The organism is Rhodococcus sp. NPDC059969 (assembly GCF_042738325.1).
In the GTDB taxonomy this organism is placed as follows: domain Bacteria; phylum Actinomycetota; class Actinomycetes; order Mycobacteriales; family Mycobacteriaceae; genus Rhodococcus_F.
In genome coordinates this window covers 171005-197420 of the sequence record NZ_JBHWUF010000010.1, presented here as the reverse complement: position 1 = coordinate 197420, position 26416 = coordinate 171005, and the positions used below count along the sequence as shown (strand labels likewise).

Sequence of the window (26416 nt, the reverse complement as noted above, 5' to 3'; positions counted from 1 at the left end):
GATTTGTGCTCATTGTGCTCACGAACGGCCGCTTTCCCGGCATCGAACTGAGGGCTAGGGTCTGGCTGGTGTCCTCAGGAAACGAGCAGGCGGAGCGAGAGCGCAAGTTGCCTCTGCGTGCGCGACTGCGTCGGCGCCGGCACACTCTGGCGACACAACTTCTCGAACTGCAACTTCTGATCGTCGTCGCGGTTCTCGTGTGCGTCACTGCCCTCTCCCTCGCGCAGTCGTCCGCGAGTTTCCAACGCGAGGAAGGACGCCGCGCACTCTCGGCAGCGGAATCGCTCGCCGCCAATCCGGCGGTACGCGAACTGCTCCCCCAGGCTCAGACCCGCCTCCGCTCCGGACTACAAGGTTCGGTCGACTCGGTGCGCGCCATCTCGGGCGTCACCTACGTCTCGCTTGCCGACGCCGACGGTGGTGTCGTGATTTCGACGCGTCCCGGCGATGTCGGCATCGACGCACGTCAGACCCAGGATCGGTCATGGACGGGTTTGGTCGACACCCCCTCCGGCAAGGCCGTGGAGGCGCACGTTCCGATTCTCGGCAGCGAAGGAGCGATTACCGGAACCGCGATCGTCGGCATCGAGTACCCCTCGATTTGGACGCGGCTAGGGCAGTCTGCGCCGAATCTCCTGGTGTACCTCGCGGTGGCCTCCCTTCTCGGCGGCGTCGGGTCGATCCTGTTGGCCCGCAGGGTAAAACGGCAGACCCTCGGCATGGAAGCCGGCGAGATCCTGGACCTGGTTCGCCAACGTGAAGCAATGCTGCGCGGCCTCAAGGAAGGCGTCATCGCATTCGACGCACAGGGAAAAGTGGTGCTGATGAGCGACAGTGCCCACCAACTCCTCGACATCCCACGCGGCAGCGCCGGTAGATCGGTGCGGGACCTCGGTCTCGACGACCGCCTCCAGAGTGTACTGACTTCCGGCACAACCGAATCCGATCAGTTGGTTCTTGTCGGTGATCGACTACTTGTCCTCAACACCGTCTTGATCGAATCGAAGGGCCGCACCATCGGTTCGGTCACCACTTTCCGCGACCGCACCGAATTGCGTTCCGTGGAAGAAGAACTCGACGTGACCAAAACCAGCACCGACGCACTACGCGCTCACATCCACGAGTTCGACAATCAACTGCACACCATCTCCGGCCTCATCCAACTCGGCGAATACGACGAGGTGGTCGGCTACGTCGAGGGTCTGACCATGGAGCGCGCGCAGGTCAGTGCGACCGTGACCGAGAAGATCGCCGACGTCGGCACCGCCGCACTCGTGATCGCCAAGATAGGCGCCGCTGCACAGGGGTTGGTCACGGTCGAGCTGGCGCCGGACACGCATCTGGAGACGGTGGACCGCAGACTCGGACGAGATCTCGTGACGGTGGTCGGAAACCTCGTCGACAATGCCGTCGACGCCGTCGGTGAGATGCCGGAAGCCTCGCGTCGCAAGGTTCGGCTGTCGATTCGCGACCGTGGCACCGCCGTCGAAGTGCGGGTGGAAGACGCCGGCCCCGGTATCGCGTCGGAGAATCGCGACAGGGTGTTCGGCCAGGGTTGGAGCACCAAGGGACAATCGAGTGACGGACACGGTTTCGGCTTGGCGCTGGTACGCCTGACGTGTCGTCGGCGAGGCGGCGATGTCACCGTGAGCACTCGTTCGGCAGAAAGCATCGAGTGGACTGTCTTCACGGCAGTCCTGCACGACGGAGAGGGCGCATGATCCGGGTACTGGTGGTCGACGACGACTTCATGGTGGCGAAGGTGCACAGCGGATTCGTCTCGCGGATAGACGGTTTCGAAGTGTGCGGCGTTGCCCATTCGGCCGAGGCCGCCCTGACCGCAGTCGGTGAGTTGCAACCCGACCTGGTTCTTCTCGACGTCCACCTGCCCGGCACCACCGGACTCGATCTGATCGCCCCGTTTCGCGAGCTGGCACCGGAGTTGGATGTTCTTGTCATCACAAGTGAACGCGAGGCGGGCTCGGTCAAGAAGGCACTGCGCAGCGGCGTCGTGCATTACCTGATGAAGCCATTCACGTTCGAGGTTCTACGTGAGCGTCTCGAGCGGTACCGATCGACGTACGCGAACCTCGACAGCATCGGAGAAGCTGAACAGCGAGCGGTGGACGAGGCTTTCGGCGTGGCCGGTGGCGCGACCGCGGCATCGTCCCTCAAGGGTCTACCGAAAGGACTCAGTCCCGAGACCCTTCAGCTGGTCGAGACAGCACTGCGTGACGAAACCGAACCCGCCTCGGCTACAGACATTTCCGAGAGAGTCGGCATCTCGCGGGCGAGCGCGAGGCGCTACCTCGAGTACCTGTACGAAACCGGGCGATCCACCACCTCGCTGAAATACGGAGTGGTGGGCCGCCCGGAGCGTCGATACGTCTGGAAACGCTGAACCTGCGCTACACGACGCTGGTTGCTAGACCGCGCGGGCGCTGGTCTCCCAGTACCTCGCGCGCAGTGCCTTCTTGTCCAACTTGCCCAGCGGCGTCAGCGGAAGGGAATCCACGAAGTCGATGCTCTTGGGCGCGTGAACCGAACCCTTGGCTGCCTTCACCTTCTCGACCAGTTCCTCGGTGTCGACGCTCAGTCCGGCACGGAGCACCACGCACGCCTTGACGGCTTCGCCCCACTTGTCGTCGGGCACACCGACTACCGCAACCGATGCGACGGACGGGTGCGCCGAGATCACGTCCTCGATTTCGCGCGGGAACACGTTGAAACCACCGGTCACGATCATGTCTTTCTTGCGATCGACGATCGACATAAACCCGTCCTTGTCCTTACGCGCGATGTCGCCGGTGTGCAGCCAACCACCACGGAACGCCTCGGCAGTCTCGGCCGGCTTCTTCCAGTACCCCTTCATGATCAGCGGACCGCGCACGCAGATCTCACCGAGTTCTCCCTGCGGCACCTCGTTGAGGTCGTCGTCGAGCAACCGGACGTCGAGCCACGGCACCGGACGCCCACACGTGGCGAGGCGGGCCGGATCGTCGGCGAGGTGTTCTTCCTTGCGCAGCACCGAAATAGTCATGCCGCACTCGGTCTGACCGTAGAACTGGAAGAAGATCTGACCGAACTTCTTGATGCCCTCCTGCAACCTCGCCGGAGACATCGCGGACGCTCCGTAGAACAGCGTCTGCAAACTCGAGACGTCACGCTTGGGCAGATCCGGGTGATCCATGAGCATGTAGATCATGGTGGGCACCAGCATGGTTGCCGTGATCTTGTGCTTCTCGATCGCCTCGAGCACCGCGCCTGGTTCGAAGGCGGGCAGGACGATCAACGCGCCGCCGCGCAGCAAAGTCGGGATGAAGAACGCTGCACCCGCGTGAGAGAGGGGCGTGCAGATGAGGAAGCGGTTGTCCTCGGGCCACTGCCACTCCGACATCTGGATCTGATTGAGCGCCGCACCCGAACGGAAGGACCCCACAACACCTTTGGGCTTGCCGGTCGTTCCACCGGTGTAGACCATGCTGCTGGCGTCTTCGGCGTCGACGTGCGCAGCCTTCAGCGGCGCGGGCTCGAACGTGGCAGCCAGCGCGAGGATGTCGATTCCCACCTCGGACGGCCCCATCGAGAGCACGTTGGTCAACGAAGGCGACGACGCCTTCAACTCGGCGGCACGCTCCTCGAAGGCGTTGGGATCGAAGATGAGGGTCTCGATCTCGGCGTCGTCGACGATGTACTTGTGATCGTCGAGCGATCCCATCGGGTTCAGGGCACTTGCCCGGCACCCGGTGATCATGGTCGCGCCCATGCTGATCAGGACCTCGGGGCGGTTCTTCGACAGCATTGCGGTGCTGGTGCCCTGAGTGATTCCCAGTGACGCGAGCGCCTGGGCGAAGCAGCTGATCTGATCGCGCATCTGACCGCCGGTGAGGATCACGTCGCCGAGGTACAGCGCGGGCTTGTCGTGATTGCGTTCCAGAGCGGTGATGAGCAGGTCCGGACCGTAAACCGGTCGGTGCAGGTCAGCGAACTCGTCTGTCATCTGGTCTTCCTTCTGCTCGGCGCGTGCAGTCATCGAGATGTGCTCCCGGTCACGGATACGATATCCAGAATTGCACAAAACTGGAACAGGTTCCACCTCTTCGATCGAATCCGAGAATGCTCCCGATCAGCGGGAAGCCCGTCGTCACCCGCCAGAGCGGTGGTTAGCGTCGATGTACCCACCGAGACGACCGTGTCTCGGTCGCGTCCAACGGAGAGTGTCATGACTACCAACCTCGGTACCGCCCACTTCACGGCAACTGCTCCCCGTGCTGCCACCACGCTCCTGTCCGATTTCGACTCGTTGTACGGAACCGTGCGCTCCGCACCCGACGGGTCCGTCGTCGAGCAGGACGTCGTGTTCTTCGGACGCCCCGACCCCGGCGCGCTGCTCACCGGATCCGTGAGGTCGCTGGGTTCGACGCTCGAGCGGATCACCGAATACCACGATCAGACCGGGCATCTGGTGGCCGAGGTCTTCGTCCGTGAAGCCCCGGCGGTTTTCGTCCGGGAAGCCCCGACAGCGGGCGCCGGAACCGATTCCGTTGCTGCGCTTGCCGATTTTGCCGCTCGGCGTTACGGCTCCGCGTCGCTTCGCCGGTTCCGCGGACGCTGCACCTCGACCTCCGTAGGAACAGATCTGAACTGCTCCGTGACGGTGCTCGCCACGTACGAGAAGGACCACGAGAGCGTCACCGACGTAGCTCTGGTCGCCACCGATTCCGCCGGGGTCGTCACCGCCCGCGCCTGGGCGACTTACGCGATCGACAATGCGGCGACTCTCGCGAGCTGAATCTCTGCAGGTCACCGGGTAGGCGTTCCATCCAGCGGGAACTGCCGTATCTCCAGCGGACGCTTCGTCGTTGTATGAGGCGGATCACATCACTGGAGCGTCGCAAGACGCGGCTCGGAGGAAGACATGGCACTCGGAACCGGCCCACTCACCACTACGGACGCCCCGACGCAGTCGGGCGCCGGCGAGGAAATTCGAGAAATCGAAGCGGCAGCGCCTCCCGCGCGGTTCGCGCGTGGATGGCACTGCCTCGGACTCAGCAAGACCTACCGCGACGGTCAACCCCACCAGATCGACGCATTCGGCACCAGCCTTGTCGTCTTCGCAGACAGTAAGGGCGACATCAAGATCCTCGACGCCTACTGCCGCCACATGGGCGGCAACCTGGCGCAGGGCACGGTCAAGGGCGATTCGATCGCCTGCCCGTTCCACGACTGGCGTTGGGGCGGTAACGGAAAATGTACGGCAATCCCCTACGCACGACGCGTTCCGCCGCTGGCCAAGACGCGGGCGTGGACCACACTCGAGAAGAACGGTCAGCTGTTCGTCTGGCACGATCCCCAGGGAAATCCCCCGCCCGCCGAGGTCACAATTCCCGACATCGAGGGCTTCGGAAGCGATGAGTGGAGCGACTGGAGCTGGAACACGCTCACCATCGAAGGCTCGCATTGCCGCGAGATCGTGGACAACGTCGTGGACATGGCCCACTTCTTCTACGTTCACTACTCGTTCCCCAAGTACTTCAAGAACATCTTCGAAGGTCACGTCGCGAGCCAGTACATGGAATCGGTGGGACGTGAGGACATCATCAGCGGTACCAACTACGGCGATCCCAACGCTGTGCTTCGTTCGGATGCATCGTATTTCGGTCCGTCGTACATGATCGACTGGATCAAGAGTGAAGCCAACGGGCAGATCATCGAGACCGTATTGATCAACTGCCACTACCCCATCTCGAACAATGCCTTCGTGTTGCAGTACGGCGCGATGGTCAAGAAGCTTCCCGGTATGGACGACGAGTCCACTGCAGCGATGGCCGCGCAGTTCACCGAGGGGGTCGAGATGGGATTCCTTCAGGACGTGGAGATCTGGAAGAACAAGGCCCCCATCGACAACCCGCTGCTCTCCGAGGAGGACGGCCCGGTTTACCAGTTGCGGCGCTGGTACAACCAGTTCTACACCGACGTCGAAAACGTCACGGAAGACATGACGAAGCGCTTCGAATTCGAGATCGACACCACCCGTGCAGTGGAGAGTTGGAAGCGGGAAGTCGCCGAAAACGTTGCCGCACGTGACGCCCAGGCGCTTGAGACAACCTCCTGATCCGCAGTCGAAAACACAGCTGAAACAACCGGACTGGACGCAAGGAATAACATGACGTACGAAGTGCTCGAACAGATCAACGCGATGGCCGACGACATCTTCGCCGAAGGCATCGAGGCCGAGCGGATCGGCCGGGTGGCCGACGACACCGCCAAGAAGATGAAGGCAATCGGTTCCATCCGCATGCTGCAACCCAAGGAACACGGCGGCATGGAGGCGCATCCTCGCGAATTCGCCGAGACCGTCATGCGCATGGCTTCGCTCAATCCCTCGGCCGGCTGGGTGCACGGGATCGTCGGAGTTCACCCGTGGCAGCTCGCGTTCGCGGATCCGAAGGTGCAGCAGGAGATCTGGGGATCGGATCCCGATACCTGGATGGCCTCGCCGTACATGCCCGGCGGAATGTGCATCCCGACCGACGGCGGCTACAAGTTCTCCGGTCGCTGGCAGTTCTCCTCCGGCACAGACCATTGCGACTGGGCATTCCTCGGCGCGATGGCCTGTGACAAGGACGGCAACATGGAAATGCCGCCGCGCATGCTCCATGTCATCATTCCGCGTACCGACTACGAGATCATCGAAGATTCGTGGGATGTCATGGGACTTCGCGGCACCGGCTCCAAAGACCTCGTGGTCAAGGATGCCTACGTCCCCGATTACCGCGTCATGGACTGCGACGAGGTCATCGACGGCACGGCAGTGCGCAAGTACGGACGCACCGAGACGCTGTACCTGATGCCGTGGTCGAACATGTTCCCCCTCGGTATCACCGCCGCCACGATCGGCATCTGCGAGGGAATGCTCTTCCACGCCAACGAGTACCAGGCCGATCGCATCAACGCACAGGGCACGGCCGTCAAGGACGACCCGTACACCTTGTTCGCGATCGGTCAGGCAACGGCCGATATCCGGGCCGCGCGCGACACCCTGCTTGCCAACGTCGACCGCATGTGGGATCGAGTGGACGCCGGCAAGGAAGTGACCTTCGAGCAGCGCGCCGAGGGACGTCAGACTCAGGTGCAGGCCGCCTGGCGCGCGATCAACGCGATCGATCAGGTCTACCCACGCTGCGGCGGCAACGCACTGCGGATGGACAAGCCGCTCCAGCGATTCTGGCGCGACGCTCACGCTGGGCAGCATCACGCAATTCACGTACCGGGCACCGTATTCCACGCCGCCTCACTGAGCCGCCTCGGCGCCGACCCGCAGGGTCCGCTGCGGGCGATGATCTGATCAGACTTCGACACAAGAAATCGACAGGAACCAGACACGATGACACACACTGACATCAAGGGACTTGGCTACGTCAAGATCTCGACCAACGACATGGCACGTTGGCGCACTTTCGCTTTCGACGTTCTCGGCTTCGCCAAGGGCAGTGGGCCGGATGAGAACGCTCTGTACCTGCGGCTCGACGAGCGCGCTGCTCGCATCGTCGTCGTCGAGGGTGAGCGCGACGAAATCGTCAACATCGGTTGGGAGGTCGCCGATCACGCCGCACTGCGCCGCGTTCAGGAAGCGCTCGAGAAGAACGGCACCGAGGTGGAGCAGCTTTCGCTCGCCGAGGCGGACGCTCGACGGGTCGAAGAAGTCATCGCCTTCACCGATCCCGGCGGAGCAGCTGTCGAGGTCTTCCACGGAGCGATCCTCGACCACAGCCCGGTGGTGACGCCCTTCGGCGCTCGATTCGTCACCGGCTCACAGGGTCTCGGCCACGTCGTGCTTCCGGTAATGGACAGCGCGGCGAGCTTCGACTTCTACACCGAGGTGCTCGGCTTCTACCCGCGCGGCGCGTTCCGTCTGCCGGCTCCGCCCGAATTCGGGCCGCTGCGAATCCGTTTCATGGGCGTCAACGAGCGTCACCACAGCTTGGCCCTGTGCCCGGCACCGCACGGCGGCGCACCCGGCCTGATTCACATCATGGTCGAGGTGGACACCCTCGACGCCGTCGGCCAGGCACTCGACCGAGTGATGAAGGACGGGTTCTCCGTGTCGTCGACCCTGGGTCGTCACACCAACGACAAGATGATCTCCTTCTACGTCCGCGCACCCGGCGGCTGGGACATCGAGTTCGGCACCGAGGGCTCGAAGGTGGATCAGGACTCGTACTCCTCCGAGGAGATCACAGCAGACAGCTACTGGGGCCACGACTGGTCGGGTAGCGAGCCGCTGGCAGCGATGTAGTACCTGCCGGCAGCGATGTAGTACCTGCCAGTAGTTGAACGAAGGGGGCCTGCGCGAGTATTCGCGCAAGCCCCCTTCGTCGTTTCTCCGGTGGCGCGCCCGAAAACAGACCGGTGATCCACTTCACAAATTTGGAAGTCTATGACACTATTTCTAATTGAAATAGCCAGTTCACTGGTTGTGGAGCTCTAGGAGAAGTGAGGTACACGATGACACTGCAGGCTGTAGATGCTTTAGGCGCCGATTCGGCCCCGACGGCAATTCTCGATCGCGTCTCGCTGGTTCTCGACGCCTTCGACGGTCCCGGCAGGTTGACGCTCGCTCAAGTCGTTCGGAGCACGGGCCTTCCCCGCTCGTCTGCCCATCGCATGCTCGAACGTCTCGTCTCGATGCGTTGGCTGCGTCGCGACGGCCGCGACTACGAACTCGGTATGCGCCTCGTCGAGCTGGGATCGCTCGCGGTTCATCAGGACCGCCTCCACGCCGCAGCCATGCCGCTTCTCCACGAGCTCTACCGCGTCACCGGCTTTGTGGTTCACCTCGGCATCCTCGACGGCCCCGATGTGGTCTACATGGAGAAGATCGGCGGACGCCTCGCAGCCGCGGTGCCGACGCGTGTGGGTGGTCGACGCCGGGCCGAGACCACTGCGATCGGTCAGGCGCTGCTCGCGTTCGGTTCGCCGAAGTCATCGGGTTACGCGCTGCCCCACCTCGCCAGGATTCGCGAATCCGGGGTTGCATTCGAAACCGGAAACGGCCTACCGGGATTCAGCTGTCTTGCGGCACCGATCGGCCCCATCGGGCGCGCCGTTGCCGCGGTATCCATCTGCGCGCCGTCGAAGGCTCTCCGCCTCGACCACGTCAGCGCAGCACCGGTTCGGATGGCAGCCGCTGCCATTTGGCGAGGCATCGACGGCGGATCGCTGAGCGTCACTCCGACATTGCAGCGTCGTCACCTGCTGCGCAACATGCCGACCGCAGCCGGGGCCTGACTTAGATAGTCGAGCCGTTACCGGTGAGCCCGGCCTGCTCGAGCGCCAACACGTACTCCTCGACGTTCTTCCATCTGCCAGGCGTCGAGGGCAACGGCGACCCCAGTCGATCGTGCTCGGCGACGTTCGCGTACTCGGCGGACGCACGATCGATGTCTTCGAGAAGTTCGCGAGCAAGTTCGATCTCTGCTCGGAAGTAACGCTCCGACCAGCGCAACGTCATGACCGGGAACGACCAGGCCGGCTCGTTCTCGGCATGATCTGCGTGGAGTTTCGCGCGTCGAATCTGCTCTTCGACGTTGGCGATGTGAGCTTCCACCAGGGCCTTCAGTCGCTCGGGCTCGTTGAGATGCCCCATCCACAGACGCAGCATCACGCCGTGCTTGAGCACCGGAACCTCCACTGGAGCTTCGCGTGACCACGTCCGGACTGCGTCGGTTCCTGATTGAGTGATCGAGTAGAGGCGCTTGCCGCGTACACCCGGCTCGGAGACGACCCGGGACTCCACGAACCCGATGCTTTCGAGCTTCTTCAGCTCTGCGTAGACCTGGCTGATGGACGGGCTCCAGTAGAAGAAGCCGACGCTCCAGTCAGCCCACTTCTTCAGATCGTTTCCGGTCAGTTCCTCCCCGAACGTGAGCATTCCGAGCACTGCCCAGCTGGTAGCGGGAAGTCCTCGGGACACGTCATCAGGTTCGGACATGCCCGAAGTCTAACAATCACTGGTGATTTGCTGGTTTCGTAGAATCCGAACCGACCGCTGAGCGGGATCAAATTTGTGTGAGACCCCTTCACCTGGCACTCGGCGGTCCGGATCCGGGCAGAGACGGCATTACTGCCATTGAGTGGGACTGCCGCTGGATTACGGCCGCGACGCCACACATCGTTGCTTCTGAAGTTGTTTGCAGAGTTCGAACAAGGAGACGACATGTCCGTGGAAAACGCCGAGCCGCCAGTTCTGGACGGGCGCACACTTCGTAACGTGATGAGCAATTTCTGCACCGGCGTCACCGTCATCACCGCTCACGACGGAGATTCGCCACTGGGCTTCACCTGCCAGTCCCTGGTCTCGGTATCGCTCGATCCCCCGCTGCTCTCGTTCTGCCCGGCGAAGACGTCGACGAGTTGGCCGAAGCTTCGTGAATCCGGAACTCTCTGCATCAATGTTCTCGCCCACGATCAGCAGGACATGTGTTCCGCCTTCGCGCGCGGCGGAACCGACAAGTTCCTCGGCATCGAGTGGGGTGCCGCCGGCAACGGTGCTCCAGCGCTCAGCGGCGCGCTGGCCCGCATCGAGGCAACCGTCGAGCAAGAACACGACGCCGGTGATCACACCATCGTCGTCGCACGCATCACCGACCTGAACGTGCTGCGCCACGACGGTCCGCTTCTGTTCTATCGCGGTGGATTCGGACGCTTCGACGCCTGAGTTTGTTGTGTCCGTCCCGCTGCGTGGGAGATTGCGGCGCCGAATCGAGACAGCACCGATAGCGTCCGAAGTAGTTGTCAGACCCTGAACTTCTCGACTGATCGGACTAACTCGATGACCACTCTCGAACCAGACACCACGGCCGCGATCACGGCGACGGTAACCACCTACCTCGACGCCGTGGCTCGCGGATCGTCAGCGGACATCGCCGCCCTCTACGCCGAGAACGCAACGCTCGAAGACCCGGTCGGCAGCGAACCCCGCGTCGGCAAAGCTGCGATCACCGAGTTCTACGGCGCTCTCGAGGGCGGTTCGCAAGAGACGGAGCTGCTTACCCTGCGGGTGAGCGGATCCAGCGCGGCCTTCCACTTCCGCGTCATCACGCCGGTGGGCGATCAGGTCTACGAGGTCGAACCCATCGACGTCATGACTTTCGATGCGGACGCGAAGATCACGAGCATGCGCGCCTTCTGGTCACCGGCCGATCTGATTGCACGCTGATGCGGCAGGTCAGTTGCCGCAACTGCGGAAATCGTGTCCTGGTCGAGAAGTACAGCGACGCGCACACCAGCGTTCAATGGCTCGAAGAGTCGCAGGAAGTGTGCCCGGAGCTGGGGCGCGCGAACAGCCGTGCCAACGCTCAGCGGACGTGTGGCGCTCTGCGTCAGACGATCAACGACCTTGCCGACGCCGGAGAGCTCGAGATGAGCCTTCGCAGTTACCCGGTGCCAGGCAAGCTGTCCTGAACGCTTCCGCGTAGCACTTCGGCGAACATGCGCGCCGATTCCAAATCGGCGGCATTCGGCCGCCCCTTCCGGATGCCGCCGACGAGTTTGAACGGCAGATACGTATCCCACGCACGCGACGAGAAGGCTGCGACCACATCGAAGCCCTTCTGTTCGAGGAGCTGAACCAGTGGGCGTGAGAAGCGGTGAATCCCCTTGTCGGGAAAACCACTGGTGGCGAAGACAAATGCCTTGGATCGGCGTTCTTCGGGGAGCGACTCGATGAACGCACGTAGGTTTTCGTGGTACGAGCGCAGGTAGATCCCGGATCCGAAGCCCACGAGGTCGTAGTCGGCGAGCTCCGCGGCGTCGATGTCGCCGGGTTCGACCACGCGAGCATCGAGAACTTCGCCGATGACGTCGGCGATCCGCCGCGTATTGCCGTGGGAGACAGAGGTACACACGATGATCGTCTTCATCGACTGCCTTCATTGGTCGTGGACATGTGCATCTTCTCCCATAGGTTTGTCACGTAACTCCACCAAGGATATGGGCAGGACTGCGCTCGACTTCCCTTTGGTGAGGAAAGATACCCGTCATGTCAGCACGATTGAAGGGGCGAAAACGCGCAGTCAACTCGTTGCTCGTCGACGTTGAACGATGGGCCGGTGAGCACGACAGCGTCAAAGCTGTAGCGCTGGTCGGGTCGTACGCGCGCGGTGCGGAGCGTATGGCAAGTGATCTCGATCTGATGATCCTGGCCGAAAACCCGGAGGCACTGGCCGATGAAGGCTGGTTCGTGCAGATCCGTCCCGACGCGCGTTTCGTCCGAGCAGCCAACTGGGGACCGATCCGAGAGCGACGCTTCCGCCTGGGCTCCGGTCTTCTCGTCGAACTGAATTTCGCGACTGAAAGCTGGGCGGACGTTCCGCTCGACGGGGGCACGAGGCGCGTGCTCGAAGACGGCCACCGAATTTTGTACGACACGGGGTCTCTTCGTGCTGCTGCGAGTGCTGTAGGAACTGATCGATGAGCACTGCGTCGGTCTTCGAAATCTTGGCCGCCGAAGTATCCGCGTTGCGCGGCTCGCCTCTCGTCGCGATCGACGGCGTCGACGGGAGCGGGAAGACGACCTTCGCAAAAAGCCTGGCGGCACAGCTGAATGCACGCCCCGTCATCGTGATTCACGTCGACGACTTCCTCAATCCGTCGGAGATTCGCCATCGTAGAGGGCGACAATCACCGGAAGGGTTCTGGCTCGACAGCTACGACTACGACGCCCTCGAACGACATGTTCTCGACCCACTGACGCCGCGAGGGAGCCGCGAGTACCGACAACGACGGGACAGCGACGCATACCTCGTTGCAGCCGATGGAGCGATCGTCCTCGTCGAAGGCCTTTTCCTGCATCGTGACGAACTCGCCGGACGATGGGACTACTCGATCTTCCTCGACGTGCCCTTCGGGATCACCGCCCAGCGTATGAACCTTCGCGACGGAACAAACGCAGATCCGGAACATCCGTCGATGAACAGATATGTCGGCGGCCAACGGCTGTACTTCGCCGCTGCGAAGCCCTGGACTCGGGCCGACTGCGTCATCGACAACGCCGACCCGCGCCTGCCGCACATCACGACACATGCCGCCCACGAAAAGTAATCCGTTGATCGCACCCTGATGGGGAGGCCAAGCTCGGTCGCCGTACAGAGTGCAGCCGCGTCGACGATTCCGTCGAAAACTGCTGGAGGAGTGGGTCTCTACTGGTGAAACTCTCGTAGAAATATCGCTCTGTCAGCTTGGCATGCAAACCGCTGGCGGTCACGGTCGCCCCCTGTCTGCCGCGGCAGCACAGACTTCCAGTCCTGCGGCGAGGAAGCTTCACGCTGAAGCGATGCCCGCTGCCCACCACTCAGACCGGCATACCGGCGGAGTGTCGGAGAAGCAGCGTGTCGATGTTGACAGACGACGCGAATGTGACGCAGACTGCCCAATCTGACAGGAATCACTGTCAGATGTAAACGGAAGGCAGGTACGTGATGTCGAAGATCCTGGCTGCTCCACCCATCCTGTCGCGCTTGCGTCCCATCTCAGGCAATTCGGGACTACCCGGAATAGATCAAACTTTTCGAATACATCCGCGAACCTCTTGCTTTGATACAAAAACGGCTGGGATCGTTGCGGCGAAGCCCCGTGGTTCTCGATGGCCGGTAGACGATGGGTCGCAGTCCTCGGATCCGATGCATGCCAAGAAGTTCTCCAGAACCGACTCGAAGACAAGGTGCACTGGTGTGCCTGGGAACCGTTCGGTGGAGGCGGCACAAATGCCGTTCCCCCGACGGACAGCCGATCGATCTGAAGCTACTCACCACTTCTCATGACCGGTGATGAAACGAAGATCTCCTTGCACATGGCCACCGGCACAGAAGCTTTCGAAATCAAGAGGCAAACATGAGCACTCAGCCTGCCCGAAACCGGCACACACACGCTGCTCCGAAACCAGAGGTCGTCGCAGCGGCGGAGTTCTTACTTGCAGAATCAGACGCCCATATCTTCCGTCGCCGCTATCTCGAACTGCTCACCCACACCACAACGCCGGATGGCGCAACCGTCACGGACTACACGGTCGCCGAAAGGTATCTACTCAACACTGCAGCAAAGAGACGTCTTGCGCGGCGCCCGTCCAATCCTTAGCCACGATCGCCGGTCAAGCAGCGCTCGCGGCGAACTTCGAGGACATCGGTACTGGGTTCACGAATTCGTCTTGGGGTAGCGACGGAGAATAGAGTGCGCTGCCTGGGTGACACTGGTGCGATCGTAGGTTTGCACGAAGTCGAAGGTCCGTTCGAGATCTGGACCGTTGTCATGAAGATCTCGCGCCGACAGCATCGCGGCATGGTGTGGCCCCAGAGTGACGACCGTCCACTCGTTGACGAGATCATCACCCGGTTCGAGCGGTGCGTGTTGAACTTTACCGTCGAGCATCACGGACAGACCGACACCGTAGACACCGGCAAACCCCACGGTATCGGCGAGATGACGCCACCGTGCAGTTGTGGATGCAGTGAAATGCTCGGCTTGTTGAAAAGTGCCCAGAACAAGCATCGAGGAACCCGATGTGGCGGCTTGTGCTTCGAGGGACTTACTCAGTTGGATCAACAGACGCTTGGTACCGCGCCGGATCTGGCTGTGAGCAGACACGATCGAGTAGGGAGTGCCCACTTCGGGGATGGGATCACTCCACACCGGAGTATCGGGCATCGCGACGACCGGTTCGGACAACAATGAACTCGGATCGGCGACTGCGGGATACAACTCACCCGTTCCGTATGTGGCTCCGATGGTGATTGCGGCAAGACGGGACGATTCCGAGTCGACACCCTCGGCAAGGATAATCGCGTTCGATCGCTCGACGTAGGCGCCGAGCGCGTGCACTGTCGTTCCGACTTCGAAATATGCTGCCTTGGAAAGCAATTCAGCGGAAGTGATAATGATGTCGGGTTCAACCAAAGACAGAAGTGTCGCCGAGTGCCTGTCGATGCCGACGCCGTCGAGTGCAATCAGACGCCCGCCCGCGCGGGCTTCTCTGATCACTGCCAGAGAGTTGTGGGGATCGGTAAGCACCGATGCGCTGTCAACCGTGATGACGATCCGTTGCAGATTTCTCGTCGCTCCTTCGATACCAGGAGCGTTCAGAGCTGCGCGGGAAGCCGAGTCGACGGCCACCAGTAACGGCAGGCGATCCGCGACGGTGCATGCGAGTGCAGTACGGGACATGGTCAGTTTGTGACTGTCGAATTCCGAGCGTTGCTGCATCAATTGCGAGGCGCGGCGAAGGGCATGCGCCGAACACAGAGAGGAATTGTCAGGCCCACGCAATTGCAGCTCGACACCTGCAAGTGCGTTGTCGTCGAGGCGGCGTATCGGTGCGAACTGCATGCTTACTTCCAGGCCAATCACATCGGAGAACAGGGTGATCGGAGGATTCGACGCTGTCGAACCGTGGTTGGTGTCATTCGCCATGGTGTGGCTCTTCACTACGAGTCGGGACCACCAAGCGTTCATGCGGCCGGACGCGTCGATGGCGGCGCCGGCTGCTCGACACTGAACGAGACTATCGCAAATCTCGGCGCAACCCGGTGACGACAACCTGATCCCGCGCCGCAAAATGCACATCGAGACGCAGATCAGACCAGGAACCAAGTCAACGCGTATCGAGCGCTGCTCACTTCACATCGTTCGTGGGATTTGTTTCCGGCTCAAGCACCGAGTGCATCAGCGGTCGACGTGGCATCGCCCGCAATGAGTTCGGAGGCGCCGAGAGCCTGAAAAATCATGGAGACCGCTCGCGTCGGGGCAAACAAGCGAATGCGGTTGTTGCCACGCCCCGCAGCATCGACAACGGCATTCGCCACTCCGGACGACATGAAGGTCACGCCGGAGAGATCGACGTGAATATCGGTGCCGACCAGAAGAAGTCGGTCGAGAGCATGCACCAATTCCACACGCTGACCCATGTCCAATTCCCCGGAAAGCCTCAATACCGCATACGAAGGGGTGTAGCTTTCCACGTCGATACTGTACCGATGCCCTTCTCGGAGGGCGCTGTCAAATAGATCGAGAACATTTGCAGCTGAAGAACGTTCGTTGATCGTAGTCATGAAACCCTCTTGTCTGGACTCGTCGTGCCCCACCGCCGGAATCAGCGATGAAACACTGTGCTTCGGATAACCAACCGTGTCGGTCACTGCGTTCCAGACGAACTCTGCCAACGGCAGGTTTCACCAACACATCCAGATCTGTAACGCTAGAGTCTCGAAAATGTCACAGCGCGATATCGCACTTTTGGCGCTACCCCTGACGCACTGAACGCATACACCTCGCCTGGCCCCCGACGTGCCTGCGGGGCGGCGTCTCTGCGGCGTCGACCACTGGCTTTCTCGCTCATCGGGAAGGTGAGTTCGCCGCACCACCATTCCGCAATACCTTCTGTGACATGGATAACATTGTCGACGTACTCGTCATCGGATCGGGCGCTGCCGGATCGGCCGCAGCGCTCCAAGCGCACGCCGACGACGCATCGATCGTGATTCTGGAAAAGAGCGGACCCGATTCCGCGGGCGGCAACACTCGATTGTCCGGCAGTGGATGGTTCGTCAACCAGGACCCCGCTGCCGCCCGAACCTTCCTGCGTTCGTTGAACGGGGAGTTCCCCGTTGCCGACGACGTCATCGATGCCTGGGCCGAGAACACTCACGGGCTGTCCGACTGGCTCCGCAGTCTGGGTGCAACTGTAGCGATGACCGGCGATTTCCATTCCACAGCAGAGTTCGCCGAACTCGACGGAAGTTCTTGTTACGCAGGGATGGACACCGTCGAAGGGAAGATGGGCAATGAACTTCTCTACCGGTTCCTCGTCTCCGCTCTCGCGGAACGCGGCATCACAACTCTTTTCGACACCGAGGCCACCAGACTCCTGACGGATGAATCCGGAGCGGTGACCGGAGTCGAGATCCGTTCGGGTGAACAAACTTCGCAGATCCAGGCGCGCCGGGGTGTCGTCCTTGCCACCGGAGGATTCGAAGCAAATCCGACGATGGTGCGCGACTACCTGCGCCTGGAGAATCCGAAGATCTGGGGCTCACCATCGGCTACCGGCGACGGTCACCGCATGGCGCAAGCGGTAGGCGCAGATCTGTGGCACATGAACAACATGATGACCATTACGGGAATCCCTGGTGATCCCGAGAATCCGACGGGTTTCTTCCTGGCGCTGTGGAATGCCCACAACTATGTGTTCCTCAGCCGGGAAGGTCGACGCTTCACCGACGAGTCGGCCGAAATGCGGCACGGTCATGTGTTCAGAGAAGGTTCCTACCAACACTTTCCAGTGCAACCGATGAACATCGTCTTCGACGAGACGATGAGGTTGGCTGGACAACTGAGCCCCGGTCGCGACGCACTGCCCGTCGGCCACAGAGTTCTCGACGAAGGGTACGAGTGGAGTGCGGACAATCAAGCTGAGATCGACAAGGGATGGATCGTCAAGGCAGACACGCTCACCGAACTCGCCGGGAAGCTCGGACTGGACCCAACCGTCGTGGAAACGAGCGTGCGACGCTACAACGAGGCGTGCGCGGACGGCGTAGATCATTCGTTCGGTCGCAATCCCGAGACGTTGGCCCCGGTGGCCACGGCTCCGTTCTACGCCGTCGCCGCACCGCCACTGCTGGGTTGGAGTAACGGCGGACCGCGCCGCGACGGTCATTCCCGCGTTCTCGATACTGCCGGCAATCCGATTCCAGGACTGTATGCGGCGGGCGCCGTCAGTTCCACGTACAGCGCGGCGAAGGACGGTGGATTCCATATCGCCGATGCCTTGGCGTTCGGCCGGGTTGCCGGCGCCCATGCTGCCGCGCGCCAAGCTTGATATCGCCGACCTTTCGGCTGACTAGCTACACACAATCACGTGGCTGGTCAGTTGTGGTCGGTCGTCGCGCAAATGAATTCTGCCGCCATATCTCGATGATGATACAAAAATCGGACATCATGAGATTTCGAGACAAACACCTGCATTTTTGCCAATTTGAGACAAATGCAGGCTGAGCCCACTCTCAGCCTTCTGTGGGTCGGAGCTGCGTGCCAGAACACTGTTTCCTACCCATACTGACGCCTCGGGACCCGTGATCGTTACTCGTCTGAAAACATCCGATCCGAGTGCCTTTGCGAGGTAGGTGCATTCCCGGTGTCTTCGTCTGGGTCGGACTCCGAACATCGCTGCAGCGTCGCCATCGAGCATGGTTTGAATGCGACCGACTATTCGTCGACGCTGCGGTCGCTCCACATTTCCTGATTTGCCGTGGAGATCGCGTGCACCTGTTTCAGGGCGACGTCTTACTATTTTGCGTCGGGCGCGGCTAATGCTCGTCACTACTCGATGATAATCGAATATGAAATTTTATCGGATTTCACCGATCGGTGTACCCAAATTTCCCAATAACAAACTCAATATTGCATTTTCTTTGCGTCGACTTATCTAATTCTTTGGGTTTGAAATATTTCGATGGAACCAAATATTTCTGCTTGGCCAATCCGCAACCGTATCGGCGCCGAATGCCTTCCGACACTCATTGTAGATATGGAAGGTTGAATATTATGATCAACTACCGCAAATCACTCGTCGCGGTGGCTGCCGCAGCTTTGGTGCTCACTCCCTTGGCGGCGTGTTCATCGAACGGCGACTCCGGGACATCGACGTCGTCGAGTTCTGCCGCCGCAACGACGACGCAACCGCCGCCGGCCGCCGAGGTCGACAACCTGACCGGTGTGAGCACGGCCGTCAAGCTCGATGCAGGTTTCACGGGAGCTCTCACGACCCTCGGTTTGACTCCCGGTGTCGTGGGATCGGCCACGCTGGCAGATGGCTCGATCAGCTTCCCCATCACCGGCGGAAACGTGAAGTACTGGACGCCTGGCACCGTGGATCCCTACGTGCAGGGAAAGATTTTGCACGACGGTAGCGGTCTCTCATTGGCCGCCGGCGCCACCACAGTCGAATTGACCAACTTCGACATCGATCCGGGTACATCGATCCTCAAGGGAGATGTGCTGGTCAACGGCGCTCCGGCGGCGAGCGACGCCGTCCTGTTCGACCTCAACGGTCGGACATTGAAGCCGCTGCAAACAGGTCCGAACGACACCGCGATCCTGCAGGGTACCGAGGTGAAGATTTCCTCTGACGCTGCGGCCTTGTTGAACAAGACCTTCAATACCGATGCAGTGACTCCGGGCTTGCTGGTCGGTATCGCCACCATCACGATCGCAACGAAGTAATCCGATGAGTTTCGTAACTGCGAAGGTCAAGGAATTCTTCAATTCCTTCGCGCCTTCGCGGTTGCGGCCTCGGAGTTCCGTCCGAGGTCCGTGGCTGACCTCGGTATTTGGTGCCGTCTTGCTGATCGGTCTGCCGATCGTGATCATCACCGGATTGTTGTCTTTCATCGCGTACGGTCCCCAATTCGGGCAGGCAATGCCCAGTGATGTCGGTTGGCTGCGCCTGCCGTATTTTCAGTGGCCGACGCGGCCGCCCTGGCTTTACCGACTCACTCAGGGCCTGCATGTGGGCCTCGGGTTGATTCTGGTACCTATTGTTTTGGCAAAGCTGTGGTCGGTGATACCGAAGCTGTTCGTATTCCCGCCAGTTCGTACGCCGGCTCAGGCGCTCGAACGGTTGTCGCTGATCGCGTTGGTCGGTGGAATTCTCTTCGAAATCATCACCGGCGTGTTGAACATCCAGTACGACTACATTTTCGGGTTCAGCTTCTACACCGCACATTATTGGGGTGCGTGGGTGTTCATCGCCGGCTTCCTCACCCACGTCGTCATCAAGATCCCGACGATGATTCGGTCCCTGCGTCGGCGCTCGTTCCGCGCGGAAATGCGTACCTCTCTCGCCGACACTCGGCCGGAAGACGACGACGAAACTGGTTTGCTGACAGAGGAACCCGCTCCGGCGACCATCAGCCGCCGTGGAGTGCTCGCCTTGGTCGGCGGTGGCGCTCTGTTGGTGGGGGTGCTGTCGGTGGGACAAACGGTGGGCGGATTTCTGCGACCGGCAGCTCTGCTGCTGCCACGTGGACGCTCGTACGGGACGGGGCCGAACGATTTCCAGATCAACAGGACGGCATCCGCCGCGCAGATCACTGACGATCAGACCGGTGATGGTTGGAGACTGACGGTGAGCGGGAGCGGACCGCCCGTGGAGTTCAGCCGCACCGCATTGTTGGCGATGTCCCAGCACAGTGCTCAGCTTCCCATCGCGTGTGTGGAGGGATGGTCGACGACCGAGGACTGGAGTGGGGTGCGCCTGCGCGATCTAGCCGTGATAGCCGGTGTGCCGCAGCCCGACTCGGCTCTCGTGTCCTCGCTCGAACGCAATGGCCCGTTCAGCACGGCAACGCTGCAAGGGAACCAGGCCACTGATCCGGACGCGCTGCTCGCTCTTCGAGTCAACGGCGCCGATCTCTCGCTCGATCACGGCTACCCCGCCAGGATCATCGTGCCTGCTCTGCCCGGGGTACACAACACCAAATGGGTGCAGTCCATCGCGTTCAGGGGGGCGTGAGATGAAAAGGTTCATCCGATTCTACGGCGCGAACCCGCTTCATCTGCTGGCAGTGCTGTTGTGCTTCGCGCTCGTCGGGTACGCGGTCATGGTCACCGGTCCGGACGCGTTCTGGAACACCGGAGTGTGGTGGCAGTCGATCGCAGTGTGGTTCGTCGGCGCACTCATCGCTCATGACTTCATCTTGTTTCCACTCTATGCACTCGCAGACAGATCACTCTCGGCTGGTATCGACGCACTGCGAGGCCGCCGCGTTACGCGGCCGACGTCGGTGCCTGCAATCAACTACATCCGGGTCCCTTGCCTAGGAACGGCTTTGACATTCGTCCTGTTCTTCCCCGGAATCATCAAGCAAGGCAGCGCAACTTACGTAGCCGCCACAGGATTGACGCAGGAGCCGTTTCTTGCGCGTTGGTTGCTTCTCTCAGCAGCGATGTTCGCAGCAAGTGCACTTGCGTATTCCGCCCGACTTGCCATTGAAAGCCTTCGAAGCACGAAAGCAGGTGCACCATGACACGGACAATCACATCAGCCGTAGACCCGGTGTCGACAGATGTCGTGTTTCAACGCGCCGGCAAAGGACTCCCGTGCTGGATGACAAGCGACTCCGGCATCCGCCGAGAGGCACCGCTCGAACGCTGGATGGGCGACACACGCACAACACCGGCTGACCGACACGCAGATGACATCATGCTGGCACACTGCACCGGCCCCACTCTCGATCTCGGCTGCGGCCCAGGAAGACTCACCGCAACTTTGACAGCGAGAGGGGTCAACGCTCTGGGCGTGGACACTTCCGAAATCGCAGTGGCGATGACGATCAGCCGCGGAGCACATGCGGTCAACCGAAACATCTTCGATCCGTTACCGCTCGTGGGGCATTGGGCGCACGTGCTGTTGGCCGACGGAAACATCGGCATCGACGGAGACCCACTACGGGTACTGCGCCGGGCGGCGACACTCCTCGCAACGGGCGGCGTCGTCATTGCCGAAGTGGAACCGCCGGCCGCCGCACATGGCATCCGGGTCGGAAAGATGAGGTGGGAAACCGACGTTCTACAAGGACATTGGTTCAGTTGGGCCACCGTCGGATTGGAAGCCGTCCCCGCGATCGCTACCGACGCGGGACTGCGAGTTGCTCGCACGGTGGAGGTAGGCCATCGATGTTTCGTCTGGCTCACAGCATCGAGTCCGCAGTGATACCGACTCACGGCACACGCAACTTTCTCCTGCGCGATTTCGTCGGTGCAGCACTGGCCCTGATGCTTGTAGTGGCCGCGTTTGTCGTGCCCCATCTCGGGTTGGGCTCGGTGACCCCAATCCTCGACAACACGACCGAGTCCTACAAGGATTTTTCCGACGCGAATCCGCTCTTCGGGTTCGTCGATGCCCACCTCGGTTGGGGCACCCCGATCGCCCTCGTAGTGGCGGTAGCGGTCGTGATGTGGGGGCCGCGCGTCGCCGCAGCGCTCCCGTGGTGCCGTCTCGTCCTGAGCACCTGGGCAACCTCCGCGATCTGGGCGATGTCATTGGCGATGATCGACGGGTGGCAGCGCGGATTCGCCGGCCGGCTGACCTCACGCGATGAGTATCTGCACGAGGTACCCGGGATCACGGATATCCCTTCCGCCCTTGCCGGATTCAGCGATCGGATACTCGATTTCCAGCCCGACTCGTGGACGACACACGTCTCCGGCCACCCCCCGGCCGCGGTGCTGACTTTCGTGTGGCTCGACCGGATCGGGCTTGGAGGAGGTGCGTGGGCATCCGCGCTGTGTGTGGCGGTGGGCTCGAGTGCGGCGGCGGCGGTGATCGTCGCCGTGCGCGCGCTCGGGGACGAGACCATGGCACGCCGCGCGGCGCCTTTTCTGGCTTTGTCGCCCGCGGCGATCTGGTTGGCGGTCTCGGCAGATGCACTGTTCGCCGGAGTGGCCGCGTGGGGTATCGCTTTGTTGGCCGTCGCCGCACGCGGAAGCGGCCGGCGCTGGTTCCTGTCGTCGGTTGCGGCAGGCGTCCTGCTCGGGTGGGGTGTCTACCTGAACTACGGGCTCGCCCTGATGGCGGTTCCTGCCGTCGCCGTACTTGTGGTCAGTCGCACGGCCAGGCCTCTGATCGGCGCCTCGATGGGAGCCCTCGCGGTGGCGGGTGTGTTCACCGCATACGGGTTCTGGTGGTTCGACGGCTACTTCCTCGTCCAAGAGCGCTACTACCAAGGCATCGCATCCTCGCGGCCGTTCGCCTACTGGGGATGGGCGAATTTCGCCTCACTCATCTGCGCGGTGGGCCTTGCCTCCGCCGCGGCGCTGCCACGGGTTCTGACGTGGTCGAAACTTCGCGCCCTCTCCCCGGTCAACGTGATGGCACTCGCCGGCCTACTTGCGGTGATCGTCGCCGACCTCAGCGCACTGAGCAAAGCCGAAACAGAACGCATTTGGCTGCCCTTCCAAATGTGGATCCTGACAGCGCCCGCGCTGTTGCCACGCCAGACACACCGATTCTGGTTGGCCGTACAAGCAAGCACCGCGTTGGCGATCAACCACCTCGTCCTCACCAACTGGTGACGCGAATAACCCCGCGAGACCCCGGACAACAACACACCTAAGGACACACGATGACGAAGACCAGCGATCACGACCTCCCCTTTGCTGACATCGCAGTGATCGGAGGCAGCGGCTTCTATTCCTTCTTCGACACAGACTCGATCGACGTCACACCAGTCACGCCGTACGGAACCCCTAGCGCCCCAATCACGGTCGGAGACGTCGAAGGACGCAGAGTCGCCTTCCTACCGCGACACGGACGCAACCACGAATTTTCTCCGCACACCGTTCCGTACCGCGCGAACATGTGGGCGCTGCGAATGCTCGGAGTCAGAAAGATTTTCGCGCCGTGCGCCGTCGGCAGCTTGACCGCAGACCTCGGGCCGGGCGCAGTGGTGGTGCCCGACCAACTCGTGGATCGGACCAGCGGCCGCGCACAGACGTTCTTCGACAACGGTGGCGTGCACGTCCAATTCGCCGACCCGTACTGCCCTCAACTGCGTAGCGCAGCAATGCAACCCGACACAATCGACGGTGGCGTGATGGTGGTCGTCGAAGGCCCGCGCTTTTCCACCCGCGCAGAAAGCCAATGGTATGCCCGCCAGGGATGGACGTTGGTGAACATGACCGGACACCCCGAAGCGGTACTGGCGCGTGAGCTCGAGCAGTGCTACGTCGCCATCGGACTCGTCACCGATCTCGACGCCGGCATCGACGCCGGTGACGGGGTGCGTGCCATCGATGTATTCGCCGAGTTCGAGCGCAACCTCGGACCGTTCAAAAAGCTGGTCAGAGCCTCGATCAGCGCTGCACCAGACGGTTCGTGCGAGAGCTGCCGAGTTCACGACGGAGTCACGCTCCCCATCGAACTGCCGACGCGATGAGGGTGCTGTTGACCGGCGCAGCCGGCTTCATCGGAGGACATATCCGCACCGCCCTCGCAGCGCGGGGGCACGAGGTGGTTGCCGTCGACGCGCTGCTGCCCTCCGCTCACGGCAGCGCACCCCGAACACCTCGGGGGATCAACGTCGTCGACGTACGATCCGCCGATGCCTTGACTGACGTGCTCCGGGAGATTGATGTGGTCTGTCATCAGGCTGCGGTCGTGGGAGCCGGCGTCGATGCCGAAGACGCCCCGGCCTACGCCAGTCACAACGATTTCGGAACCGCCGTCCTCCTGGCCGCGATGCACCGAACAGGCTGCACGCGATTGGTTCTCGGTTCCTCGATGGTTGTCTACGGTGACGGCCGCTACCGCAACGCCGCCGGTGTGACGGTGATTCCGCCTGCACGCACACGGCAGGATCTGGACGCGGGCATGTTCGACAATCGCGACCCGGTCACCGGACAACCATTGACCTGGGAAGCGGTCGATGAAGAGGCTCCGCTCCGGCCCCGAAGCACCTATGCAGCAAGCAAACTCGCCCAAGAGAACTACGCTCTCGCCTGGGCATTGTCGACAGGCGGCTCGGTCACGGCGCTGCGCTATCACAATGTCTACGGAGAATTCATGCCGCGCAACACTCCGTACTCCGGAGTCGCCGCCATGTTTCGCTCGTCCCTGGAATCCGGTCAGGCACCGCAAGTATTCGAGGACGGCAAGCAAACGAGGGACTTCGTCGAGGTTCGTGACGTGGCGGGCGCCAATGTCGCTGCCATCGAGGCACAGCTGCCCGGCTTCGGTGCCTTCAACATCTGCTCCGGACAGCCGATCACCATCGGTGACGTCGCTAACGTGCTCTCCGAAGCCTGCGGAGGGCCGCCCCCTGCGATCACAGGCGACTACAGGGCCGGAGATGTCCGGCATGTGGTGGCCAGCCCTGTGCGCGCCGAGAGTGAGCTGGGTTTTCGGGCGAGCATCATGCCGGCCAACGGACTTCGCGATTTCGCGACGATGGCGTTACGAGACTGCGAGATTGCGGGGCCTCCACATGTCTGAGGCTGCCGCAATCGAACCGGCCGACGTCACCGTCGTCATTCCGTGCCTGGACGAGGCCGGGTCGCTTCCCGGCGTGCTCGCCCTTATACCTCACGGATACACGGTGATAGTGGTGGACAACAACTCCACCGACGGAAGCGCCGAGGTCGCACGTGCCCACGGTGCCAGTGTGATGCGCCAGCCGGTGCCCGGTTACGGCTCAGCTGTCCACACCGGAATCTTGGCCACGACCACTCCTGTGGTGTGTGTACTCGACGGCGACGGTTCGATGGATCCACGGGAACTGCCTGCAATGATCGCAGACCTGGCCGGATCCGACCTCGTCGTAGGACGACGCATCCCGCAACGCGGTTGCCGGTGGCCGCTCCACGCGCGTTGGGGAAACGCGCTCGTCGCCGCGCGACTGCGCACGAAATATCGGCTACCCGTGCACGACATCGGGGCTGTCCGGGTGGCCCGAACGCGATCACTGATCGATCTCGGAGTGACCGATCGTCGATCCGGATATCCTCTCGAGCTTCTCGTCCGGGCCGCTGTTGCCGGCTGGACAGTCACCGAGCGGGACATCGCCTACCGGAACCGCACCGCCGGCCACTCGAAAGTGTCCGGATCACCGTTGGGCACGATCCGAGCGATTCGCGACTTCTGGAAGGTGATCGGATGATTACAACACCGAACCACGACGACTTCGCCGTTCTGGTGGTGGCGAAGGCACCGGTACCAGGGCTGGCGAAGACGCGACTGGCGGCAGACGTCGGTGATCTTGCTGCTGCGGAAATCGCTGCCGCCGCTCTGCTCGACACATTGCGTGTCGTCGCGGCAGTCCCAGCAGGAAACCGGATCGTCGCGATCACCGGAGACCTCGCCGACGCGGTGCGAGGCGACGACGTTCGAGATGCACTCAAGGACTTCATCGTCATCGAGCAACGTGGACACGATCTCGGTCACCGTCTCGCTCACGCGCACTCTGACACCGCTGCGATCGTCAGCGGACCGATAGTCCAGATCGGCATGGACACACCGCAACTGACACCGCAGCTGCTGTTGCACGCGGGAAGAACGCTGCAATGCAGCTCTCCTACAGCGGTACTCGGAATGGCCGAAGATGGCGGCTGGTGGGTGCTCGGCGTACAAAACGCAGTCGTTGCCGCTGCCATTGCAACCGTCCCCACTTCGCGGCCGGACACCGGTGAGCGAACCAGAGCAGCGCTGAGAGACATCGGAGTACGGGTATTGCCTGTGGCGACGCTGCGCGATGTCGATTACCTGGCCGATCTTCGCGCTGTTGCGGCCCGCTGCTCACCGACAAGCCAATTCCGCAGGACCGTACACTCGCTCAACCACGGAAGCTCTGCCTAACCCTCGACGACA

Annotated in this window: 28 protein-coding genes; 23 read left to right on the top strand and 5 right to left on the bottom strand. The window is 61.8% G+C overall.

The window, feature by feature from the left end; translation table 11 throughout:
• The first annotated feature begins 68 nt into the window (after window positions 1-68).
• Window positions 69-1721 (top strand): ATP-binding protein, encoded by a 1653-nt coding sequence (locus tag ACFWAD_RS24275; protein WP_378548524.1) that lies wholly within the window; start codon window positions 69-71, stop codon window positions 1719-1721.
• Entirely contained in the window at window positions 1718-2401 is a 684-nt protein-coding gene (locus ACFWAD_RS24270) for a response regulator (protein ID WP_378548521.1), read from the top strand. The genes ACFWAD_RS24275 and ACFWAD_RS24270 overlap by 4 nt, the downstream gene beginning before the upstream one ends.
• 24 nt (window positions 2402-2425) lie before the next feature.
• Here ACFWAD_RS24270 and ACFWAD_RS24265 read toward each other — a convergent pair whose 3' ends face one another.
• Window positions 2426-4000 carry an AMP-binding protein gene (locus tag ACFWAD_RS24265; RefSeq protein ID WP_378548575.1) on the bottom strand — a complete coding sequence of 525 codons (1575 nt, stop codon included), beginning with the start codon at window positions 3998-4000 and terminating at the stop codon, window positions 2426-2428.
• Window positions 4001-4222: 222 nt separating this feature from the next.
• On the opposite strand from ACFWAD_RS24265, the gene ACFWAD_RS24260 reads away from it, so the two are divergent.
• The 5 genes from ACFWAD_RS24260 (at window position 4223) to ACFWAD_RS24240 (ending at window position 9291) form a co-directional block, all read left to right on the top strand.
• The gene (locus tag ACFWAD_RS24260) at window positions 4223-4792 is read left to right on the top strand and encodes a hypothetical protein (RefSeq protein ID WP_378548518.1); all 570 of its coding nucleotides are present in this window, start codon (window positions 4223-4225) and stop codon (window positions 4790-4792) included.
• A gap of 126 nt (window positions 4793-4918) precedes the next feature.
• Window positions 4919-6115 carry a Rieske 2Fe-2S domain-containing protein gene (locus ACFWAD_RS24255; protein ID WP_378448545.1) on the top strand — a complete coding sequence of 399 codons (1197 nt, stop codon included), beginning with the start codon at window positions 4919-4921 and terminating at the stop codon, window positions 6113-6115.
• A 51-nt stretch (window positions 6116-6166) separates the two neighbouring features.
• Complete coding sequence (locus ACFWAD_RS24250) at window positions 6167-7348, top strand: acyl-CoA dehydrogenase family protein (protein WP_019749417.1); 1182 nt, start codon at window positions 6167-6169, stop codon at window positions 7346-7348.
• Window positions 7349-7387: 39 nt separating this feature from the next.
• Window positions 7388-8299: a biphenyl-2,3-diol 1,2-dioxygenase gene (gene bphC / locus ACFWAD_RS24245; protein ID WP_378536064.1), complete on the top strand. Its 912-nt coding sequence runs from the start codon at window positions 7388-7390 to the stop codon at window positions 8297-8299.
• A gap of 209 nt (window positions 8300-8508) precedes the next feature.
• Window positions 8509-9291, top strand: a complete 783-nt coding sequence (locus ACFWAD_RS24240) for an IclR family transcriptional regulator (protein ID WP_020968790.1) — start codon at window positions 8509-8511, stop codon at window positions 9289-9291.
• Window position 9292: 1 nt separating this feature from the next.
• On the opposite strand, the gene ACFWAD_RS24235 is transcribed toward ACFWAD_RS24240, so the two are convergent.
• Complete coding sequence (locus ACFWAD_RS24235; protein ID WP_378448547.1) at window positions 9293-9994, bottom strand: PadR family transcriptional regulator; 702 nt, start codon at window positions 9992-9994, stop codon at window positions 9293-9295.
• 225 nt (window positions 9995-10219) lie between these two features.
• Between ACFWAD_RS24235 and ACFWAD_RS24230 the strand changes: the two genes are divergently transcribed.
• The 3 genes from ACFWAD_RS24230 (at window position 10220) to ACFWAD_RS24220 (ending at window position 11466) form a co-directional block, all read left to right on the top strand.
• Window positions 10220-10720, top strand: a complete 501-nt coding sequence (locus tag ACFWAD_RS24230) for a flavin reductase family protein (protein WP_378548515.1) — start codon at window positions 10220-10222, stop codon at window positions 10718-10720.
• Between the two features lie 114 nt (window positions 10721-10834).
• Complete coding sequence (locus tag ACFWAD_RS24225; protein ID WP_378548512.1) at window positions 10835-11221, top strand: nuclear transport factor 2 family protein; 387 nt, start codon at window positions 10835-10837, stop codon at window positions 11219-11221.
• A complete protein-coding gene (locus ACFWAD_RS24220; RefSeq protein ID WP_317552662.1) occupies window positions 11221-11466 on the top strand; it encodes a hypothetical protein in 246 nt (81 codons plus the stop codon). The genes ACFWAD_RS24225 and ACFWAD_RS24220 overlap by 1 nt, the downstream gene beginning before the upstream one ends.
• Here ACFWAD_RS24220 and ACFWAD_RS24215 read toward each other — a convergent pair.
• Window positions 11439-11924 carry a flavodoxin family protein gene (locus tag ACFWAD_RS24215; RefSeq protein WP_378548509.1) on the bottom strand — a complete coding sequence of 162 codons (486 nt, stop codon included), beginning with the start codon at window positions 11922-11924 and terminating at the stop codon, window positions 11439-11441. The genes ACFWAD_RS24220 and ACFWAD_RS24215 overlap by 28 nt on opposite strands.
• Window positions 11925-12043: 119 nt before the next feature.
• On the opposite strand from ACFWAD_RS24215, the gene ACFWAD_RS24210 reads away from it, so the two are divergent.
• From ACFWAD_RS24210 to ACFWAD_RS24200, 3 genes are all read left to right on the top strand, one after another.
• Complete coding sequence (locus ACFWAD_RS24210) at window positions 12044-12478, top strand: nucleotidyltransferase domain-containing protein (RefSeq protein ID WP_378536057.1); 435 nt, start codon at window positions 12044-12046, stop codon at window positions 12476-12478.
• A complete protein-coding gene (locus ACFWAD_RS24205; protein WP_378536055.1) occupies window positions 12475-13104 on the top strand; it encodes a uridine kinase in 630 nt (209 codons plus the stop codon). The genes ACFWAD_RS24210 and ACFWAD_RS24205 overlap by 4 nt, the downstream gene beginning before the upstream one ends.
• A gap of 789 nt (window positions 13105-13893) precedes the next feature.
• Window positions 13894-14136, top strand: a complete 243-nt coding sequence (locus tag ACFWAD_RS24200) for a hypothetical protein (RefSeq protein ID WP_378536053.1) — start codon at window positions 13894-13896, stop codon at window positions 14134-14136.
• Window positions 14137-14193: 57 nt separating this feature from the next.
• Here the strand turns inward: ACFWAD_RS24200 and ACFWAD_RS24195 are convergent, their stop codons facing one another.
• Together ACFWAD_RS24195 and ACFWAD_RS24190 are read right to left on the bottom strand one after the other, a co-directional pair.
• On the bottom strand, window positions 14194-15465 hold the full coding sequence (locus tag ACFWAD_RS24195; protein ID WP_378548506.1) for an EAL domain-containing protein: 1272 nt from the start codon (window positions 15463-15465) through the stop codon (window positions 14194-14196).
• Between the two features lie 236 nt (window positions 15466-15701).
• Window positions 15702-16013 (bottom strand): STAS domain-containing protein, encoded by a 312-nt coding sequence (locus ACFWAD_RS24190; protein ID WP_378536049.1) that lies wholly within the window; start codon window positions 16011-16013, stop codon window positions 15702-15704.
• A 425-nt stretch (window positions 16014-16438) separates the two neighbouring features.
• Here ACFWAD_RS24190 and ACFWAD_RS24185 point away from each other — a divergent pair, with 425 nt between their 5' ends.
• The 10 genes from ACFWAD_RS24185 (at window position 16439) to ACFWAD_RS24140 (ending at window position 26404) form a co-directional block, all read left to right on the top strand.
• Window positions 16439-17872 carry an FAD-dependent oxidoreductase gene (locus ACFWAD_RS24185; protein ID WP_378548503.1) on the top strand — a complete coding sequence of 478 codons (1434 nt, stop codon included), beginning with the start codon at window positions 16439-16441 and terminating at the stop codon, window positions 17870-17872.
• Between the two features lie 725 nt (window positions 17873-18597).
• Complete coding sequence (locus ACFWAD_RS24180) at window positions 18598-19275, top strand: hypothetical protein (RefSeq protein WP_378548500.1); 678 nt, start codon at window positions 18598-18600, stop codon at window positions 19273-19275.
• A 4-nt stretch (window positions 19276-19279) separates the two neighbouring features.
• Window positions 19280-20566, top strand: coding sequence for a molybdopterin-dependent oxidoreductase (locus ACFWAD_RS24175; protein ID WP_378548497.1), 1287 nt, complete (start codon window positions 19280-19282; stop codon window positions 20564-20566).
• Between the two features lies 1 nt (window position 20567).
• Window positions 20568-21080: a hypothetical protein gene (locus ACFWAD_RS24170; RefSeq protein WP_378548494.1), complete on the top strand. Its 513-nt coding sequence runs from the start codon at window positions 20568-20570 to the stop codon at window positions 21078-21080.
• An 80-nt stretch (window positions 21081-21160) separates the two neighbouring features.
• Entirely contained in the window at window positions 21161-21766 is a 606-nt protein-coding gene (locus ACFWAD_RS24165) for a methyltransferase domain-containing protein (protein ID WP_378548491.1), read from the top strand.
• Window positions 21730-23127 carry a hypothetical protein gene (locus tag ACFWAD_RS24160; protein ID WP_378548488.1) on the top strand — a complete coding sequence of 466 codons (1398 nt, stop codon included), beginning with the start codon at window positions 21730-21732 and terminating at the stop codon, window positions 23125-23127. The genes ACFWAD_RS24165 and ACFWAD_RS24160 overlap by 37 nt, the downstream gene beginning before the upstream one ends.
• Before the next feature lie 50 nt (window positions 23128-23177).
• Complete coding sequence (locus ACFWAD_RS24155; RefSeq protein WP_378548485.1) at window positions 23178-23990, top strand: S-methyl-5'-thioadenosine phosphorylase; 813 nt, start codon at window positions 23178-23180, stop codon at window positions 23988-23990.
• Window positions 23987-25045, top strand: a complete 1059-nt coding sequence (locus tag ACFWAD_RS24150; RefSeq protein WP_378548482.1) for an NAD-dependent epimerase/dehydratase family protein — start codon at window positions 23987-23989, stop codon at window positions 25043-25045. Before ACFWAD_RS24155 ends, ACFWAD_RS24150 begins: the two co-directional genes overlap by 4 nt.
• The gene (locus tag ACFWAD_RS24145; protein WP_378548479.1) at window positions 25038-25709 is read left to right on the top strand and encodes a glycosyltransferase family 2 protein; all 672 of its coding nucleotides are present in this window, start codon (window positions 25038-25040) and stop codon (window positions 25707-25709) included. The genes ACFWAD_RS24150 and ACFWAD_RS24145 overlap by 8 nt, the downstream gene beginning before the upstream one ends.
• Complete coding sequence (locus ACFWAD_RS24140; protein ID WP_378548476.1) at window positions 25706-26404, top strand: DUF2064 domain-containing protein; 699 nt, start codon at window positions 25706-25708, stop codon at window positions 26402-26404. Before ACFWAD_RS24145 ends, ACFWAD_RS24140 begins: the two co-directional genes overlap by 4 nt.
• Window positions 26405-26416: the final 12 nt, after the last annotated feature.

What these genes read in the sequence shown, in the direction of transcription:
- ACFWAD_RS24270 (WP_378548521.1), top strand. Translation starts at nt 1,718, where the DNA reads ATGATCCGGGTACTGGTGGTCGACGACGACTTCATGGTGGCGAAGGTG.
- ACFWAD_RS24265 (WP_378548575.1), bottom strand. Translation starts at nt 4,000, where the DNA reads ATGACAGACGAGTTCGCTGACCTGCACCGACCGGTTTACGGTCCGGAC.
- ACFWAD_RS24260 (WP_378548518.1), top strand. Translation starts at nt 4,223, where the DNA reads ATGACTACCAACCTCGGTACCGCCCACTTCACGGCAACTGCTCCCCGT.
- ACFWAD_RS24255 (WP_378448545.1), top strand. Translation starts at nt 4,919, where the DNA reads ATGGCACTCGGAACCGGCCCACTCACCACTACGGACGCCCCGACGCAG.
- ACFWAD_RS24250 (WP_019749417.1), top strand. Translation starts at nt 6,167, where the DNA reads ATGACGTACGAAGTGCTCGAACAGATCAACGCGATGGCCGACGACATC.
- bphC (WP_378536064.1), top strand. Translation starts at nt 7,388, where the DNA reads ATGACACACACTGACATCAAGGGACTTGGCTACGTCAAGATCTCGACC.
- ACFWAD_RS24240 (WP_020968790.1), top strand. Translation starts at nt 8,509, where the DNA reads ATGACACTGCAGGCTGTAGATGCTTTAGGCGCCGATTCGGCCCCGACG.
- ACFWAD_RS24235 (WP_378448547.1), bottom strand. Translation starts at nt 9,994, where the DNA reads ATGTCCGAACCTGATGACGTGTCCCGAGGACTTCCCGCTACCAGCTGG.
- ACFWAD_RS24230 (WP_378548515.1), top strand. Translation starts at nt 10,220, where the DNA reads ATGTCCGTGGAAAACGCCGAGCCGCCAGTTCTGGACGGGCGCACACTT.
- ACFWAD_RS24225 (WP_378548512.1), top strand. Translation starts at nt 10,835, where the DNA reads ATGACCACTCTCGAACCAGACACCACGGCCGCGATCACGGCGACGGTA.
- ACFWAD_RS24220 (WP_317552662.1), top strand. Translation starts at nt 11,221, where the DNA reads ATGCGGCAGGTCAGTTGCCGCAACTGCGGAAATCGTGTCCTGGTCGAG.
- ACFWAD_RS24215 (WP_378548509.1), bottom strand. Translation starts at nt 11,924, where the DNA reads ATGAAGACGATCATCGTGTGTACCTCTGTCTCCCACGGCAATACGCGG.
- ACFWAD_RS24210 (WP_378536057.1), top strand. Translation starts at nt 12,044, where the DNA reads ATGTCAGCACGATTGAAGGGGCGAAAACGCGCAGTCAACTCGTTGCTC.
- ACFWAD_RS24205 (WP_378536055.1), top strand. Translation starts at nt 12,475, where the DNA reads ATGAGCACTGCGTCGGTCTTCGAAATCTTGGCCGCCGAAGTATCCGCG.
- ACFWAD_RS24200 (WP_378536053.1), top strand. Translation starts at nt 13,894, where the DNA reads ATGAGCACTCAGCCTGCCCGAAACCGGCACACACACGCTGCTCCGAAA.
- ACFWAD_RS24195 (WP_378548506.1), bottom strand. Translation starts at nt 15,465, where the DNA reads ATGGCGAATGACACCAACCACGGTTCGACAGCGTCGAATCCTCCGATC.
- ACFWAD_RS24185 (WP_378548503.1), top strand. Translation starts at nt 16,439, where the DNA reads ATGGATAACATTGTCGACGTACTCGTCATCGGATCGGGCGCTGCCGGA.
- ACFWAD_RS24180 (WP_378548500.1), top strand. Translation starts at nt 18,598, where the DNA reads ATGATCAACTACCGCAAATCACTCGTCGCGGTGGCTGCCGCAGCTTTG.
- ACFWAD_RS24175 (WP_378548497.1), top strand. Translation starts at nt 19,280, where the DNA reads ATGAGTTTCGTAACTGCGAAGGTCAAGGAATTCTTCAATTCCTTCGCG.
- ACFWAD_RS24170 (WP_378548494.1), top strand. Translation starts at nt 20,568, where the DNA reads ATGAAAAGGTTCATCCGATTCTACGGCGCGAACCCGCTTCATCTGCTG.
- ACFWAD_RS24165 (WP_378548491.1), top strand. Translation starts at nt 21,161, where the DNA reads ATGACAAGCGACTCCGGCATCCGCCGAGAGGCACCGCTCGAACGCTGG.
- ACFWAD_RS24160 (WP_378548488.1), top strand. Translation starts at nt 21,730, where the DNA reads ATGTTTCGTCTGGCTCACAGCATCGAGTCCGCAGTGATACCGACTCAC.
- ACFWAD_RS24155 (WP_378548485.1), top strand. Translation starts at nt 23,178, where the DNA reads ATGACGAAGACCAGCGATCACGACCTCCCCTTTGCTGACATCGCAGTG.
- ACFWAD_RS24150 (WP_378548482.1), top strand. Translation starts at nt 23,987, where the DNA reads ATGAGGGTGCTGTTGACCGGCGCAGCCGGCTTCATCGGAGGACATATC.
- ACFWAD_RS24145 (WP_378548479.1), top strand. Translation starts at nt 25,038, where the DNA reads ATGTCTGAGGCTGCCGCAATCGAACCGGCCGACGTCACCGTCGTCATT.
- ACFWAD_RS24140 (WP_378548476.1), top strand. Translation starts at nt 25,706, where the DNA reads ATGATTACAACACCGAACCACGACGACTTCGCCGTTCTGGTGGTGGCG.